This window comes from Methylobacterium soli (assembly GCF_008806385.1).
Taxonomy (GTDB): domain Bacteria; phylum Pseudomonadota; class Alphaproteobacteria; order Rhizobiales; family Beijerinckiaceae; genus Methylobacterium; species Methylobacterium soli.
The window spans coordinates 1-15,181 of sequence record NZ_VZZK01000029.1; the positions used below are offsets into that span (position 1 = coordinate 1).

Genomic DNA, 15,181 nt, shown 5'->3' on the forward strand with positions numbered 1-15,181 from the left:
AAGCGCTTCCGGGAAGGAGTGAATCACGCCCAGCTCGGCCACGCCACGGACTTCTTCAACACCCTGTTAGAGGTCTGCTAACGTGTACAACATGATCTAGGTTTTTATTTCCCCTCAAGCCATTCGATCTCGACGTTTGGCTCATCCCAGAACATGGCCTCAATGGCCGCTGCGACCATGATCTGCGTGCGCCCGGCATCCTCTGACATGCCTGCCTTGGTCAGTTCGATGGTTGCATCCTCGACCATCGCAAGCGTAATTAGAAGTTTGCGCGACGATCTTTCGTGAGAGCGAGGTGGGAAAATTTCATCGAAGCCCATAACTGGATTTCCTATTTCTCGGCCATAAATGAGCCGAACTGCAGAGATCGCAGGCAAGAGCCGCCCTACGAGTCGGGAGATATCCTCAGGAAAAGGCTGGCGGGCACGCAGAGCCGCTAACGTAACAGCATCTGAGGCTAGTCTATGTCAACGCACGGTCGCGTGGACGAAGGGTATCGTCTATCGAAGTCACATAAGGCGAGGCGAACTTCTGATCAATCCAGACGGCAGGCTTCTATGATGGCAGTATAAAGAGCAACCTCACTCAGTCAAGGATGACATCGGAGGCGGCCGACATCATCAATCCTGTTTTCACGTGCTCGCCCGTCGTCGGACCCACCATCATTAGGAGCAGTGTGGCATCCCGGGCTAGGGCTTGGGCGACGTTCAGCCTCTCTGGCAGTTCTATTGAAAGCGTAGACGCAGAGGTAGGCATAGTTGATCCTCGGTCACTGAGTTGCCCCAAAACAGGCATCCAATCGGCGATGTCAAGGCCGAAACCAGTCCTATCAGGCTGGGCCCCATTTCATCGCAGCCTCGCATCACTCAGCAGCAACATGAAGGCTGGCTGCCGGATAGAGCGCAACTCTCGGGCGATCAGCGAAATAGCGATCCCCTCTCGACACGAGAGGCCCACTTGTGAACATACCAACCTACGGGGTTGTTTTGAACCCTGACTCCCTGAGGCAACCTGACGGCCGAAAATGTCGAGCATCCTCTATCTTCCCGCGCATTCGGTCTTGGAATGCGACGAAGTTCGCCTCTTGCAGTCACTTGGTCATAACGTGTACACAGTCTCGTCTCTTTTATCGCAGAAAGAACCATTTGCAGACACATCAAAGATTGATACCACCTATCTTAATACATTGCGCGGCTTTCATAAGGATCTGCCACAATCACGCCAGCAGCTTACTGCGGCGTTTATGTCGTTGTTTGATACAGTGATATCCGTCCACGATTATAGATGGTTGCAGGAAAACAGGCAGCTTCTAACAGGCAAGCGATGCATACTCAGGACGATTGGGCAGTACCTGCCTTCGCATGAGGCGGAATTGCGTGGCATCACCGAGCGCAATTTTGAGGTTGTTCGATACTCGCCGGCAGAACAGAACATCCAGGGATACGCAGGGCACGATGCAATCATAAGGTTTTATAAAGATCCAGACGAATATGGTGGATGGACTGGGGAGACTAGAGCTATCCTGTGCTTCGGAAACACGCTTCTGCGGCGCCCATCCCAAGTGCTTTTGAGTTTCATGCTGCAAGCGACTGCTGGCTTCGACCTTCGTTTGTACGGCGGCAGCAATGAAGGACTCAGCGCTTGGCGCGGGAAAGCGAAGCCAGAAGACATGGTTTCGTTATATAAAACTCATGCGGTTTACTATAGCCACCACACCCTCCCGGCCAGTTATACCCTATCCTTCATTGAAGCCTTGATGACAGGTACTCCTGTTGTAGCTCCAGGATTTAAGGCACTTGTGAACGCTACCCTTGGCGGTGGGTTCCGTGACGCCGCTGCCTTTTATGAGGTTCCGAGTATAGTCGAGAACGGAAAAAGCGGTTACACCGTAAACTCCGTTGAGGAAGCGCATGCGGCCTTTGCTCTTGTTCTCGCCGATCAAAAGGCCGCGGCTGCAATCGGAGCTGCAGGACGAAGGATGGCCATCAGCTTGTTTGGTATTGAAACGGTGAGAGCGCAGTGGCAAAGATTCCTTGGCAATTAATTATAGCTGCCGTCGCGCGTTAGCATAGCAGGATACTCATGTACAAGACGTACACCGTGCTCTCGGTCTATTGCGGCCCTATGACATAGACTTACCCAAGACTCGGATCGGGTCGAATGGAGATGGGGGCTACGTTATGGCGGACCGTTTCAGATCCGCTCAACGCGTTCTTAGTCTAGGGGTAGGAAATAACTCAGACTTCGAGTGGCAGCTCGCCTGTCAGGGTCACAAGATCAGCCTGTTCGATCCGACAGTAGATAGCCCGGCACGCCCTCATGGCAATTTCAGATTTTTCAAGGCCGGCGTTGCTGGAGAGGACCAAGGTGACAAACCCTACTTGTCCTTGCTAAGTATATTATCGAAAACGGACGTGCTCAACCGAAGTGACAGCATTCTGAAGATGGACGTTGAGGGAGCCGAGTACGAAGCATTGTCGAAGCTTCCACCTGAGCGCCTGAACTGTTTTGATCAAGTTGTCTTGGAGTTACATCACCTTAATCGGCTTGCAGACGCGAAATTTCGGATGAGTTTTATGGACGCGATCGAGCCTATCGCGGAACGATTTACGCTGTTTCATGTTCATGCAAACAATTGCGCCCCAGTCACATTTGTTGGGGGGGGCGAGCGGCGTCATGCCCCATGCAGTTGGGGGGTTTGCAGTCGCGTCCGTACTTGAGCTCTCATGGATAAAGACCGAAACTGTTCAGAGACAGCCGTCTAGCACCGTCTATCCAACTATATTGGATTACCCCAACCATCCAGCCCTGCCTGACCATTTGCTCGCCTTCTACCCATTCCTTCCAACTGTCTCAGGAGCAGCTGAGACGCTTGGCGCTATCTGCGAGATCAACGATCTTCGGCATAACGCCGCAGTGGCAAAGACTGTAAAATCTAAAGCGAGCGCATAGCTCGGGTGGAAAAAAGAAGGTGCTCACGCGCCGCCAGAACCGCTCCCGATCCGGTTGCAATCGGGCGCGGCTCCGTCGGGTCAAACCACGCCACCCAGCCCCCCCCGTTGCCAGCAGGCCAGCGATGCCGCGGCTCACCCATGCCAAATTTTATTGGTTCAACGCCTTGAGCGTCAGCGAACCAACATCCTGGAGTAGCGCTTTCAAGGAGACCGCTTTTAGGGTGGCGGATGCGATATCCCTGATCTCACCCGAAAACGCTGTCTCGTCCACCGGAGGTCGGGGAATGGTCATGAGTCCGTGTTGGAACACATTGTTCTCAACCGTGTTCGATCGGCGTGTCTGAAGATCCCAGAGCATCCAGAGAAGCAAATTCAGCGTGTGCTCGCGCTCGACTGGACTCGCAGTTTCGAAATCCATGGCGACCAATTCACCACCATAGAACGCCAGATTATGTGCTCGGAAGTCGTTCCAGTAGAGATTCGAATCAGAAAAACGCTGCAGGATTGAAAGTATTGAAAGAGCGGTAGCTCGGAGTGGAAAATCTCCAGACGGCAGAACCTCCGATAGCTTGCCCCCCGAAACTGTAGGCAGAGTAATCAGAGCCAAGTTTCCATCTATGGACGACCCTAAAAGAGGCAAGATGGAACGGTCGCGTCCTAACATCTTGTATGCTGCAACTTCGCAAGCAAACCTATTGTAGGTTTCGAGCTTATCTGGCTCAACGATGAAGCACTTGGTGAACGCCGCGTCCGATACGTAATATTTTCGGTCGCGCGTCCTTCCATCACGAATGGCAGAGCGCATGACACTCATCTCAGAATGTCGAATACCATTGATCCGTTTTGCAGTCTTGCGGACCCGGTAGAGCGGTCGGATAGTAGTTTCGCCAAGTGCCGGAAATTCTCCTAAGCGCGTGATTTCTAAGTCTTCAATTCCAGAGAATATGTCAAGTTCGTTAGCGGGAAGCTTATTTTTCCATTCAAATGACACGGCCTCCGTATTGCGCGCCAACTCGACATATATTTCATCAGATATGCTGAGCACACGATCCATCATCAAGCGCGTAGCCTCTAAGCCGAATTTGGCCACTACGTGATGTAAGACTGAAAACAAGAACATCACGTCAAATGCGCCAGGCTTAAGCGACTCCAAAAAACCAATAGAAAACTCTCCACGGACAAACGAAGCGCTCGTACCGAGTGTGTTGGCCAGGGTCGTGCAGAAATCGAGATTTGGTTGATGAGAATCGAGCCCCGTGACCCTTGCTCCCTTTTTGGCGAAGTACAGGCTTAGATAGCCCATTGAGCATCCCACATCGAGAATGCGGAGATTTGGAGCGGTTGTTCCGAGATAGCTGTCGAGCAACTCGCATCTGTCGGCACATTGACGCGAGATAGGCCGGCCGGTGAATGTACTCTCTAATCCAAACACTGGCTGATACGCGTCAACCTTGGCATAGGCCGCCTTAAGCGCATCCAGTTTGTCTTCCGAAATCTGTGCTGCTGCTGTCAATTTCTGTCCCAGCCTCCGAGGTCGCTGCATGCTCAGGCAGACGCGGCGCCTGCTAGGTTTTGCCTGGAGCCGCCGTCCTACACGACGATTAGACAATAATTGGTTGTTCGTCTAATTCCGCATTGGTGGCGAAGCCGGACCCATGGCGCCCGCTGTGCGTGGGGTGGCATGGCCACCAGGGATGCTGCGATGGCTTTCAAACGAACAGGCGCTTTGTTGGCCGGCCTTGCCGTCTCAGTAGTTGTTGGAAACGGCGCTGCTGCGGCGGAAGTTCAAATGCGCAGAGAAAATTTTAAATCTGTACAAATACTTGTATCGCCCGATTTTTCTGATCAAAGCTGGGCATCCATATGCAATGCCGTCGCATTTTCTCAAATCCCAGGCCTTGAGAGCACTTTCGTGGGAAGAGTGATGAACGCGCAGGACGGGGGCTGCGCGGGAACTGGGTGGTCGATAGGATTTTTTCGAATGGATTGGAAAGGGCCAAGATTGATCCTCGAAAAAATGGCATTGCGTCTTCCAGTTAAGAGCCCAGACGGAATCCTTATCAATAAGGGATACGATCCGCACGTGGTGTCCCATGAAGGCGAACTGTTGGTCGCATTCGAGTGTACCCATCACCAAGGGGTGAGTACGTGCATCGCACCGCTTTCGGTGAGCAAAGGCATAGATGTCAGCAGACTGTCGATTCCTGTTCGAGGCCTCCCGCTTGATCCCACAAACCCGAGTGGACATTCAGCATCGGCCTCTGTTCCGAAGCTCCTTTCGTTCAAGGGGCGATTGTACGTTTTCTGGTCGCCGGTCAAGCAAAGGAACCGCGATGGTACGTGGCTGAGCATTAACACCAGGGGCGCTGAACTCACGAAGGATCCTGCAACGGGGAAGCTTTGGGTCACTGGGGCGCGGAGCAGGCCCGTCCCTTCGGAGGATCCTGAGCTGACCGTCACCGTTGCCGATTTTGTCCGCAGTGATAAGACAGCTGATACGATTAACGAACTAATGGATGTTCAAGCAGAGGGAGACAGGGTCGCAGCTCTTGTTTCCCGTGGCGGTACAGAAGCTGGACAGCCGTGCTTAGCGTCGATTTCGAAAGCGCGGCCGTGCTACCGCCTCACAATTGCTTACGCCATCAACCCTCTCGCACCCAATGCATTTAATATCGCCGCTCCTCAAACTGTTGAGATTCCAAGCAATCCTCAGGCCTATGCTCGTTTTGTCACAAATCCTCAAGGCGAACGGAAGATATTGTCAATGTTCCATCCGTTTCAACTTGAAAAATTGGATAACTCGGCTCCGATTGAGCGTGGATTAACCTACTACCCGGCTCCGGGAACTGCTGAGGCACCGCGTTGACGTTCAAGCGGGATCAGCTGTTTGAAGCCAGCTGGCGTTCACAGTGGTAGCGCGCGTTGCAGACGGGTGCCTCGAGAATCCGGACGGCTTGAATGCGGATGGATCTGGAACTGCAGCACGGTGGTCTCGCGCATGATCGGCCGAAAGTACCGCTTGGTAGGATTGCAGGCGTAGGCCGGCGTGGCACGGTCCCGCGTCTTTCGTTGGGGCGGCATCGGCAGTAAGCGCCATGAGACTGATCGTGGCGATCGGCACAGTGGTCAGAATGCCTAGGCTTTGGGCATTTCAGGTCGATTTGCAGATCGCCCCCACCGATCCCGCACCACCGCCGCGACCGCGAGGCCGATGAGTATGCCGGCGAGGAGCGCCATGGCGAGGTGGCCGGAGGTGATCAATCCTCGACCTCGGCATGCCGTGGCGGTGGCGGCTCTTTGCCCTCGGCCTTGATGAACTCGATCAGCTGCGACACGCGGGCCTTGAGCTGGTCCACTGTGCGGGTGAGGACGCCGATCCGCTCCGACTGCCCCGAGATGATGTTGCGGAGTTCGGCCCGCTCCTTCGATGCCTGTTCCTCGGCCGCTCGCTGCGCCGCGCCGATCTTGTCGATCTGGCTCTCCAGGTGAGCGACGAGCCGGTCTTCCCGCTCCTTCAGCGCCGCCTCGCGCTTCAGGTAGAAGTCGCCCTCCTCGATGCGCACCTTGCGGGAGGAGGCGTGCTCATCAAGGTCCATCTTGCGGCCCTCCAGATCCGTCTTCCGGTTCGTGGACCGGTAGGTCAGGATACCTGTCACGATTGTGCCGAGCAGGGCGAGGACCGAGACAGCGTTCGCCTTGAGCGTCGCGAACAGGTCCGCAAGGGTATCCACATCACCGCTCTCTCAAACGCCATGGGGCTCACTCGGGGCGTCGGCGCGCACCCGAGCCTTGCCGATCTTCCGATTGGGCAGGTGGAGCGGGCGCGACTCGTAGTTCGCCACGCCGCCGGCGCCGACCTCGCCCAGGATCTCGTCGGCCTCGGTGCGACTGGTCACGATCAGGATCAGGCGCAGCGCCGTGCTGACGGAGGCGCCGGCCGTGACGGTCCGGGCGAACACATCCAGCCGGTATACCCCGAAATAGAGGGTCAGCACCTCGGTGACGTGGGTAGCCCCGCAGGCCACGATGAAGATCGCGAACAGCTTCAGGAAGATCGGATCGCGCAGGATGATGATCACGGCGCGGAGCACGTGCGCCCGGTTCCGGTAGATCAGGTACAGGATGCCGGCGATCGTGAAGTAGGAGAGCGCGATCGATCCGTTGAACAGCAGATACATCGCGATGATGATCGGGTCCGAGGACAGGCAGATGCTGTGCGGAACGTATTGGCTGGCGCCGAACAGGTCCGCGATCTGGGTGAGCCAGGACGTCACTCGACCACCTCGAACTCGATGCTGAACTGGGGATCGACGCGGCTGCGGCCACCCGGCCGGGCCGTGATGATGACCTGGCTCATGCGCCAGCGACCGGCGCGAACGCCGGACGGGAGCGTCATCGAGATGTCGATGCTCTCGTGCTTGCCGACCCCCCGCCCGGTCGTCGGCCGACGCTCGAACACGATGTCCGGGATCCCGATGGGCTGGGGCGTCAGGGCCGTGAAGGTGTTGAGCACCTCGCTCGGCGCCGCCTCCAGCCGCTCGTAGGAGAGCCGGTAGGCGAGCGGGCCGCCGCGCGGCACGACGCTCTGAGCCAGGATGGGGTCACTCAGCGGCGCGACGACGGGCCCGTCCGGGTCGAACACCTCGACGTCGAAGGCGGCAAAGAGGAACGGCGCGGGCGTCCGGGTTGCACACTTGGTCTCGCCGACGGCCCGGTAGTGCCAAAGACCGGGCGTGACGCCCGGCGGCATGTCGGCCGCGATATGGTCGAAGCCGGGCTTGCCGATCGGATACGGCGGCCGCTTGATCCGCTGGGTCAGCGTGAAGGCGTCCATGCCCTCGCCGTAGCGGGTCCAGGTGCGAACAATCCAGCGGTCGCAGCCGCCCTCGACGATGCGCCAGGGCAGATCGTACTCGACCTTGCCGCCGAGCGGGACGCGCAGTGTCCGCACCTTATCGGGACCGCGGTACTCGAACGCCTTGTTCTGCGGGGGCCCGTCGACCGCGATCACTGCACCCGTGCCGGCGGTGCCGTAGCTCAGAGCGAGTGCGAAGCCGGCCGCGAGGACGCAGACGGCGCTCGTGTTCGTGAAGGCGGCCCAGAGGCGGCTCGGCGCGGGAAGGAGGCGCATGGACGCTCAGCGGTTCGGGCGCCAACCGCACAGCGCGGCGCCCTCTTCGAGGATCTTGAGGTACTTCCGCTTGTCGGCAGCCGTCATGCCGTCGACCGTCTTCCGGCTGAAGGCGACGTCGTCCAGCGTGTGCGTGCGGCACCAGGTATCGACCTGCTCCGGATTGCAGGCGCCGAGGACGAGCGCGAGCCCGCCGATGATCAAGATCCGCTTCATGGCTTGGGTATCCAGCGATCGAGTTGACGGTTGACCTCGGGGTCGCTCATGCGATCCACCTCGGCCTGCGCGGCGCGCGTCCGCTCGATGGCTCGCGCCTCGTCGGCGCGGCGGCGGGCGAGCTCCGCCCGCGATCCCTTCCGGTAGATGCTGAAGGCCGACACGCCGACTGCGAGGCCGGCGAGTGCTTCAAGCAGCAGCTTCCAGGAGCGGAGGAAGTAGGCGAGCGAGACAACGGCAATGAAGGCCAGGGATCCGCCCAAAACCCATGGCCAGTAGTCGCGGACGAAGGACCACGCGGTCAGAAGATCCCAGATCATGCCGCCCCCTCAGCCGCAGGGGCATCGTCGTTGGCCGGGCTCGGCAGGCGGTCTGGCGAGCCCATGGGCACCGGGCGCAAATCCAGGGCATCGTTCAACTCAGCCGTGCGCTGCGCTGCCCAGGTCCGGTAGACGAGGCCGGCAACCGTCAGGAAGGCGCCCACGGCGGTGATGACGGCTAGGACCGTGCCAATCAGTTGGACGCGCTCGGCCGTTGGCGTGAGCGCATCCACGATCTGCGAGAGCGCCCCTCCCGCGGCGCCTGCCCCCCAGATGGCGTCGGCCTTCGGCGGCGGCTTCTTCGCGCATTCCAGGCGCGCGGGCTGGCTCATGTCCGCGACGTAGGTCGCGCGCACGTCAGTCATGCCAGCGCCAGTCGCCAAGCCCTGCCCGGCATCGCGCAGTTGGAAGACACGGCTCGTCCAGCCCTTGCCGTAGGTGCGGAAGGTCTTGAGCGCCTTCAGGAAGGCCATACGGCGATCGCAGATGGCCGCGATCAGCGCGTCATGATCCGGGTGGGCGCGGGCAGCAGCGATCGTCGCGTCACCCATGACGCCATCGACGCGGACGGTGCCGAGCGCGCGCTGCAGCCACTTGATCGACTGCGAAGGGCCGGAATTGATGGCGCCATCGCCGACCACGATGTCCACGCCGTCGGGCAGCTGGTCGCCGCAGACCTTCTTCCAGTAGTTCTCGCGGTAAATCTCGGCCACCTCCGCCGAGGTAATGCGGAACACGTCGCGCGCGGGCTGCCCCCGGTTTCGACGGAAGCCGTCGTAGACGCGCTGAGTGACGCCGAACGCGGTGCGGCCGCCGGGGTCCCGCGGATCATCGACCCGGCCGCCCTCGAAGATCAGCTCAAGCTTCAGCCACGCAGTGAAGTTGCCTGCGGTCATCGGGTTCTCGCAATGTCAGGAGATGCGCGGCGACCGGCCGGCTCGGATAGCCGACGGTCTCCGGATCGTCGAAGCGCTCGATCTTCGAATGCGCGATCAGGATGATCGTCATGCCGCGATCACGCCGCAGGGCGTTCAGCCCATCGAGCACTTCCTGCCAGACCGCGAGGGCGTAGACGTAGCCCTTGCCGTAGCCGAAATCCTCGATGCGCTTCTTCTTGTTGCCCTTGTCGTCGCCGCGGTCACCGGTCTCGGCCCAGACCAGGGCCTGGCAGGCGGTGACGCTGTCGAGCACCACGGTCTCGTAGGCGTGCTCGCGCTCGTAGAGCATGCCGATCGCGTCCATGAGTTCGCCGAAGCTCTCGATCTTGCCCATGCTCGCGATGTCGAGCACGCCGTCGCCCTCTTCGGTCTGCAGATAGACCGCGTTGGGGAACTCGGACGCCAGCGTCGTCTTGCCGGCCTTCTCAGGCCCGTAGAGCAGGATCGCTGGAGGCTTCGGCCTCTTCTTCTGCGTGAGTGAATCCCAGGATATCGCCATCATCGTTCTCCTGTGCGGTCGCCATGTCTTGGGAAGGCCCGGGGGCACCCGGAACAAGACAGGGATGGCGACCTGACCGCCCGTCGGCGGTGCTCCGGGTGCCCCTCGGTGTTGCTAGGCGGCCAGCTCAGGGGAGGCCGACGCGGCAGCCTCCCCGTCGCCGGCGCATCCCGACCGCGCCGCGGTCGTGGAAGGGGTGATGAGCTTGTCCGCGCAGTACCGGGCCAGGAGCGCGGCTTCCGCGCGTCCGTGGTCCTTCTTGCGGGTGAAGAGTGCGGAGCTCGCGGGGAACATCTGCAGCGCCAGAGCGCGCGATTGCTCCTTACCCTCGGGGCCGCCAGCGAGCCGGTAGGTCTTCTTCCAGGAAGCGGGCGTCACGAGGTGATAGGGCACCTCGCAAGCGGCCACAGCCACCTTGGCGGCGGCATAGGCCGAGCCGAACCGGAAGGCTTGCACAGCACCGTCCCGCGGCATGGGGCCCACGCGCTCCACGATGGCGACAGTCGGGCTCATCTGCCGAATGCGACGGATCAGGCTGGCCGGCTCGACCTCACCGTCCACGACTGGCATGTCCTCGACCACAACGCGGCCGGGCTCGGACGGGAAGTAGAAGGCCACGGCTCCCGTGAGGCCCGGATCGATGGCCAGAATGCAGGTCTCAGTCATCAATCACGCCTCGCTGTTTTCGAGAGCAATCTGGCGAAGCGTGTGCGCCATCTTCCGCGCTTCATCTGCCGCCTTCCTGAACTCGAGATCACTGCGGCGAGGTCTTCCAGCAGTGACCGAGGCAGCCAGCGCTTCAAGTTGATCAACAAGCGCTTGAGCCTGCTGTATTTCTTGCCGAAGCGACTTGGCTCGGGCAGCGTGCGCGGCGCGGATCGCGTCCATTTCCGCGGCATCAATCCGCCGCGCCTCTCCACGCCATAGATTTTCGGCACGCGCATAAGACATGGGCTCCGGCAAATGGGACGAGACGGCGCGGGCAGCGCGGGCGATGGCGAGTTTGATCGTGTCGCCGACCGGACGAGGCTCTGCGATCTCGCGAAGCATTGATGAGGCAAGGCTAAGCATGGACGGCGCTCTGCCCTTGGAAGGTTTTTCCAAGCTTGAGGGTAAGTTCTCCAGCACCTTGGAACTCCGCTGTGGTCGATTGCTCATCGACACCGGGGCAGCGAAGACGGAGGCGGAAGGCGAGCAGGGTACGCAGAACAGCGCGACGCAGAGCCTGGCAGCGAGAGCGAGCGCGAGAGGGAACGAAGCGAGCCCCGCCCTGGCAGGCGGGCGCACGCATTTGCGGGAGAAGCGAAAACACCACAGCCTGGCTCATGCCGCGAATTCCTCGCGGCGGGCCTCGGCCGGGTAGAGATCGGGGCGCAAATCATGACGGCTGACACCGCTGGCGTTCTCGACGGCGAGAACCCGGAGCGGAGGACAGATCTGCCACTGGCTGATGGCGGCGCCGGAGATGCCCAGTACGCGACCCAGCGCCGCCGGGCCGCCTGCCTTCTCGACCGCAAGTTTAAGCGCTGCTTCACTCATGGAAGCATCATAAGCATGGCTTACGCGCAAACGCAAGCGACACTTAGCTTGCCATACGGTAAGCAATGCTTATCGGCTTAGGTATGAGCACGCTGCTGGGAGACGCGCTGCGAGACGCGCGCGAGAAGCTGAAGCTGAGCAAGGCTCAGCTTGGGCGCGACCTGAAAATCAGCGGTGCGGCCATTTCGCAATGGGAAGCAGGCGAGACGGTCCCGACGACTCACAACCTGCTACGCGTCGCGAAGGCGCTGCGCATCAACCTCAACGAGGCGCCCTTCAGCCAGCACCTTCACGATGCAACCTCATTTGACGAGGCTGCGGGTGCATCGGTAAGGCATGGAGAGCAATCAGAGGCGGCGTCGAGCAATGTCCGTGAAGATCGAGAGGCGCCGCCCTTTGCTACGATCCAAGGCTTCAGCCGGGATGTCCCTATTCTAGGGACCGCTGTCGGCGGCGATGACGCCGACTTCCACATGAACGGCAAAGAAAGTGACCGGGCAATTCGGCCGCCCGGCTTGGCAATGGTGCGCGACCTCTTCGCTCTGCGCGTGACGAACGACAGCATGTACCCCGCCTGGAAGGACGGGGCGCTGTTCTACGTGAACCCGCACCGCAACCCGGTGATCGGTGACGACGTCGTCATCGAGCTACATCCGACGGAGCCTGGCGAGCCTGGCAAGGCATTCATGAAGCGCCTGAAGTCGCGTTCGCCGAGCAAGTATGTCGTCGAGCAGTTCAACCCTCCGAAAGAAATTGAGTTCAAACGGGAAGACGTCAGGCACGTCTACCGCGTGACGCCCTGGGAAGAAGCTTTAGGCTTCACATAGGGAGCAACAGAGGCAGCTTCATCGCACCGGTAATACGGTACGATGCTGATATTCTTGCTGACCTTCCCCTGCTCCGCGCACACCTTGCACTTCAGCTTGCGCCCCAGCTGCTCCACCGTGTGAATGCCGCGAGCGCCGATCAGGCTCGCGATCTGGCGCTTGTTTAGTCTCCGCAGGCGGCCGCAGTTCTCGCACGCGATACCCAGACCGATCAGCTCGTCCATACCTCCGACGTCAGGCATCGCACGTTCACCTTTCGTTCTCTTTCAGACAGTGCTCGCGCGCCCGTGACCCCGAGTCGAGTGGCAATTTTGCAGTCCACAGCAATCCACAAGGGCACAAGAAAAGGGCCGGCAGGCCGGTCTAAGCGCCACTTACGATTTCCGCTTGCGCTATTTCGTAAGTGCTGCTTATGATATGCCCATCGCCACCCCGCGATGGAGCCGCCCGATGCGCCGCCGCACCTTCGACAACTTCCGCTTCCTGCAAGACCTGAAAGATGACCGCTCCAAACGCGCCAACGTCCGCGAGGAGCGCCTGCGCACGGCCACCGGGCTCTCCGGCGCGCCCGCGCTCGCTTTGTCCGCCTGGCGCGGCGTGTCGGGCAAGCGCTACGTGGTGGGCGTCCACGCCATCGAGGCCGTGCAGCCCGCTGAGCTGACCGACGCCGTCGTGATCGCGGTGCGCCGGGACGAAGCCGGGCTCGCCACGCTCGTCCGCGCTTCCTACGACCTGATCGCCGAGAGCGCCGCAGGCTGGATCGCCTCGATGATCCGCGCGGACGCCACGGAGGTGCACGTTCACCGCCTTGCCAGCACTGCGGACGAGCGCGCAGCGATTGTCGTCGATCTCTCGCCCGCGGCCACGCCGGACATCAGCCTGCTCGCCTCCGAGCGCGGACTGCAGAGTGCGAGGGCCTGATGTCCCTCATCATCGCCCTCCTGGCGGCCGTCATCGTGCTCGCCGCCCTCGTCATCGCCTGGCCCTGGCTGCGCATGCCCCGCACCGAGGCCGGCGATCCGGACCTCACCGCACTGGCGCTGATGCTGCTCGGCGCCGCCATCGTGGCCGGCGGGCCGGTGACGGTTTGGGCGTGCGGGGTGGCGGTATGACCCGCCCCGACAACGCCTTCTCGACGATACCCGACTTCGCTCAGCCGCCGCGCGACCTGATCCAGGAATCCCGCGCCGCGCGCCGGGTCATCCCGATCCACACGCCGCCGGATCCGGAGGCGTTGCTGAGCGCCTTGGAGCGTGCAGCCGCCGCGCAGTCGCTCAGCGAGGTGCGGGCCATCGCTAAGGCTGCGCTCGCGCTGGCGGGGGAGCGCTAATGCCGGCCATCGACAGGACCGCCACGCCGACCGGCCCGACCCGCGCGCTCGCCTGGAACCGCAAGGTGACGGACGTCATGGTGCGCGACTTCTGCCGGCGACTGCGAGCCGGCGAGCCGGCCGGCGACATCGCCGCAGATCACGACGTCGACATCACCACCGTGCACAAGTGGACCACGCACGTGCCGCGCACAGCGCGCCGCGGGCCGAAATGCATCGTCGACTACGCGCACATCGTCCATGTGGCCGACCAAGTCGGCGTTACGGCCGCAGCCAAGCGCCTGGGCGTGAGCGTGCGCACCGTGGAGCGTGCGCGGCAGGTAGTGCGGGAGGCGCAGGCATGAAGCGCACCCGCACCGCGTTCGAGCGCCGAGACATCGAACTGGCCATTCGCCTACGCTCCGAGGGCGTGACCTGGGCCGACATCGCCGCTCGCCTCGGCCGCACGCGCAGCTCGATCGAGGCCACGGTCTGCCGCTACCGTAAGGGGCTCTGGGCACCGCAGCGCGAGGCCCTGCAGCAGCGCGACGCCGAGATGGAGCGCCTGGCCGAGGCCGGCGCGCCGCTGCGCGCGATCTGCGCTGCTGCTGGGCTCAAGACCGACGCCGCCCGCCGCCGGCTCCGCAATCTGGGGCTCGACCATGAGGTTCGGCGCAACCTGGCCAGGGCCCGCACCCTAGCCGCTCTCGGCCGCCCTGCTTCGCCGACGACCACCCCTGCAGATCAGAAAGAAGGACGGGTGGCATGATGCTCGACCGTCAGCAACCGCCTGAAGACGCTATCCCTCGGCCTTGTCAGGCTGTCCCGTCTTCGCGCCACCATCCGGGTCAGTCGAATCCTCGCCGGCCTCGTCCGGATCGGTGCGACCCTGCGGGGTCAGTCTCGGCGCGGCAATGTCGGACTCGTCCGCCTGCGAGCTGGGTTGATCCGGCTTGGGCTTGCCATCGGCCGACATGGTCAGGTGCGCGCGCGAGACGTCGTAGGCGGACGAGGCCAGATCTTCGTTCGACATCATTTCAATGGCGGGCATGGCGGGAATCCTCGAGCTGGGTCCAGTCCAACTCCCGCACGATTGATCGGTTCGGCCGGTCGAATGGGGGCCGCATGACCTGGGCCCTCCTCAACGCCGGCCGCATCGCCTTCCGCGGCACCCGGGTCGGCGCCCTCGACGCAGGCTTCAGCCTACCGTTTCCGGGTATCGTCGCGCGGTCGCAAGCGGACTTTCGGCTCTTGCGGGTGATCCGCGAGACCGCTGCGAACATTCATAAATCCCGATCCGCTCATGTCTCGGGTCCGCACGCGGTCCGGAATGGTCTCGTGGTGCGGGGCCATGTTTGGGGACCGCTCCGGGCCTCGTTGAGGACCAGTCGGGCTTTGGGCGAGCGCTGGTGCGACGAGAAGCCCAAAGAAAACGAAAGACATTTGCG

At 61.4% G+C, this 15,181-nt stretch carries 22 protein-coding genes; 8 read left to right on the plus strand and 14 right to left on the minus strand.

What is annotated here, in order from left to right; genetic code table 11:
• Positions 1-104 precede the first annotated feature (104 nt).
• Complete coding sequence (locus F6X53_RS22660) at positions 105-320, minus strand: hypothetical protein (protein WP_151002627.1); 216 nt, start codon at positions 318-320, stop codon at positions 105-107.
• 704 nt (positions 321-1,024) lie between these two features.
• Here F6X53_RS22660 and F6X53_RS22665 point away from each other — a divergent pair.
• A complete protein-coding gene (locus F6X53_RS22665; RefSeq protein WP_151002628.1) occupies positions 1,025-2,044 on the plus strand; it encodes a glycosyltransferase family protein in 1,020 nt (339 codons plus the stop codon).
• Positions 2,045-3,102: 1,058 nt separating this feature from the next.
• Here the strand turns inward: F6X53_RS22665 and F6X53_RS22675 are convergent.
• Entirely contained in the window at positions 3,103-4,467 is a 1,365-nt protein-coding gene (locus F6X53_RS22675) for a class I SAM-dependent methyltransferase (RefSeq protein WP_191970946.1), read from the minus strand.
• 189 nt (positions 4,468-4,656) lie between these two features.
• On the opposite strand from F6X53_RS22675, the gene F6X53_RS22680 reads away from it, so the two are divergent.
• Positions 4,657-5,820 carry a hypothetical protein gene (locus tag F6X53_RS22680; protein WP_151002631.1) on the plus strand — a complete coding sequence of 388 codons (1,164 nt, stop codon included), beginning with the start codon at positions 4,657-4,659 and terminating at the stop codon, positions 5,818-5,820.
• A 391-nt stretch (positions 5,821-6,211) separates the two neighbouring features.
• Here the strand turns inward: F6X53_RS22680 and F6X53_RS22685 are convergent, their stop codons facing one another.
• From F6X53_RS22685 to F6X53_RS22730, 10 genes are all read right to left on the minus strand, one after another.
• Complete coding sequence (locus F6X53_RS22685; protein WP_151002632.1) at positions 6,212-6,685, minus strand: hypothetical protein; 474 nt, start codon at positions 6,683-6,685, stop codon at positions 6,212-6,214.
• 12 nt (positions 6,686-6,697) lie between these two features.
• Complete coding sequence (locus F6X53_RS22690) at positions 6,698-7,228, minus strand: hypothetical protein (protein WP_151002633.1); 531 nt, start codon at positions 7,226-7,228, stop codon at positions 6,698-6,700.
• On the minus strand, positions 7,225-8,085 hold the full coding sequence (locus F6X53_RS22695; protein WP_151002634.1) for a hypothetical protein: 861 nt from the start codon (positions 8,083-8,085) through the stop codon (positions 7,225-7,227). Before F6X53_RS22695 ends, F6X53_RS22690 begins: the two co-directional genes overlap by 4 nt.
• A 6-nt stretch (positions 8,086-8,091) precedes the next feature.
• Entirely contained in the window at positions 8,092-8,301 is a 210-nt protein-coding gene (locus F6X53_RS22700) for a hypothetical protein (RefSeq protein WP_151002635.1), read from the minus strand.
• Positions 8,298-8,621, minus strand: a complete 324-nt coding sequence (locus tag F6X53_RS22705; protein WP_151002636.1) for a hypothetical protein — start codon at positions 8,619-8,621, stop codon at positions 8,298-8,300. The genes F6X53_RS22700 and F6X53_RS22705 overlap by 4 nt, the downstream gene beginning before the upstream one ends.
• On the minus strand, positions 8,618-9,517 hold the full coding sequence (locus tag F6X53_RS22710; RefSeq protein WP_151002637.1) for a glycoside hydrolase family 108 protein: 900 nt from the start codon (positions 9,515-9,517) through the stop codon (positions 8,618-8,620). Before F6X53_RS22710 ends, F6X53_RS22705 begins: the two co-directional genes overlap by 4 nt.
• Positions 9,480-10,061 carry an ATP-binding protein gene (locus F6X53_RS22715; RefSeq protein WP_151002638.1) on the minus strand — a complete coding sequence of 194 codons (582 nt, stop codon included), beginning with the start codon at positions 10,059-10,061 and terminating at the stop codon, positions 9,480-9,482. Before F6X53_RS22715 ends, F6X53_RS22710 begins: the two co-directional genes overlap by 38 nt.
• 111 nt (positions 10,062-10,172) lie before the next feature.
• Entirely contained in the window at positions 10,173-10,724 is a 552-nt protein-coding gene (locus F6X53_RS22720; RefSeq protein WP_191970947.1) for a RuvC family protein, read from the minus strand.
• Positions 10,725-10,727: 3 nt separating this feature from the next.
• Entirely contained in the window at positions 10,728-11,186 is a 459-nt protein-coding gene (locus F6X53_RS22725) for a hypothetical protein (RefSeq protein ID WP_238297510.1), read from the minus strand.
• A gap of 195 nt (positions 11,187-11,381) precedes the next feature.
• Positions 11,382-11,597, minus strand: a complete 216-nt coding sequence (locus F6X53_RS22730) for a transcriptional regulator (RefSeq protein WP_151002640.1) — start codon at positions 11,595-11,597, stop codon at positions 11,382-11,384.
• An 83-nt stretch (positions 11,598-11,680) separates the two neighbouring features.
• On the opposite strand from F6X53_RS22730, the gene F6X53_RS22735 reads away from it, so the two are divergent.
• Positions 11,681-12,424, plus strand: a complete 744-nt coding sequence (locus F6X53_RS22735; RefSeq protein WP_191970948.1) for an XRE family transcriptional regulator — start codon at positions 11,681-11,683, stop codon at positions 12,422-12,424.
• Here F6X53_RS22735 and F6X53_RS22740 read toward each other — a convergent pair.
• Positions 12,382-12,648 carry a hypothetical protein gene (locus F6X53_RS22740; protein WP_151002642.1) on the minus strand — a complete coding sequence of 89 codons (267 nt, stop codon included), beginning with the start codon at positions 12,646-12,648 and terminating at the stop codon, positions 12,382-12,384. The two genes, F6X53_RS22735 and F6X53_RS22740, sit on opposite strands and share 43 nt — an antisense overlap.
• A gap of 226 nt (positions 12,649-12,874) precedes the next feature.
• Here F6X53_RS22740 and F6X53_RS22745 point away from each other — a divergent pair, with 226 nt between their 5' ends.
• The 5 genes from F6X53_RS22745 to F6X53_RS22765 are packed head-to-tail and all read left to right on the plus strand — an operon-like array spanning position 12,875 to position 14,502.
• Positions 12,875-13,345, plus strand: coding sequence for a hypothetical protein (locus F6X53_RS22745; RefSeq protein ID WP_238297507.1), 471 nt, complete (start codon positions 12,875-12,877; stop codon positions 13,343-13,345).
• Positions 13,345-13,536, plus strand: coding sequence for a hypothetical protein (locus tag F6X53_RS22750; RefSeq protein WP_151002643.1), 192 nt, complete (start codon positions 13,345-13,347; stop codon positions 13,534-13,536). The genes F6X53_RS22745 and F6X53_RS22750 overlap by 1 nt, the downstream gene beginning before the upstream one ends.
• A complete protein-coding gene (locus F6X53_RS22755) occupies positions 13,533-13,754 on the plus strand; it encodes a hypothetical protein (RefSeq protein WP_151002644.1) in 222 nt (73 codons plus the stop codon). Before F6X53_RS22750 ends, F6X53_RS22755 begins: the two co-directional genes overlap by 4 nt.
• Positions 13,754-14,098: a hypothetical protein gene (locus F6X53_RS22760; protein ID WP_151002645.1), complete on the plus strand. Its 345-nt coding sequence runs from the start codon at positions 13,754-13,756 to the stop codon at positions 14,096-14,098. Before F6X53_RS22755 ends, F6X53_RS22760 begins: the two co-directional genes overlap by 1 nt.
• The gene (locus F6X53_RS22765; RefSeq protein ID WP_151002646.1) at positions 14,095-14,502 is read left to right on the plus strand and encodes a helix-turn-helix domain-containing protein; all 408 of its coding nucleotides are present in this window, start codon (positions 14,095-14,097) and stop codon (positions 14,500-14,502) included. Before F6X53_RS22760 ends, F6X53_RS22765 begins: the two co-directional genes overlap by 4 nt.
• A gap of 30 nt (positions 14,503-14,532) precedes the next feature.
• On the opposite strand, the gene F6X53_RS22770 is transcribed toward F6X53_RS22765, so the two are convergent.
• Positions 14,533-14,784 (minus strand): hypothetical protein, encoded by a 252-nt coding sequence (locus tag F6X53_RS22770; RefSeq protein ID WP_151002647.1) that lies wholly within the window; start codon positions 14,782-14,784, stop codon positions 14,533-14,535.
• Positions 14,785-15,181 lie beyond the last annotated feature (397 nt).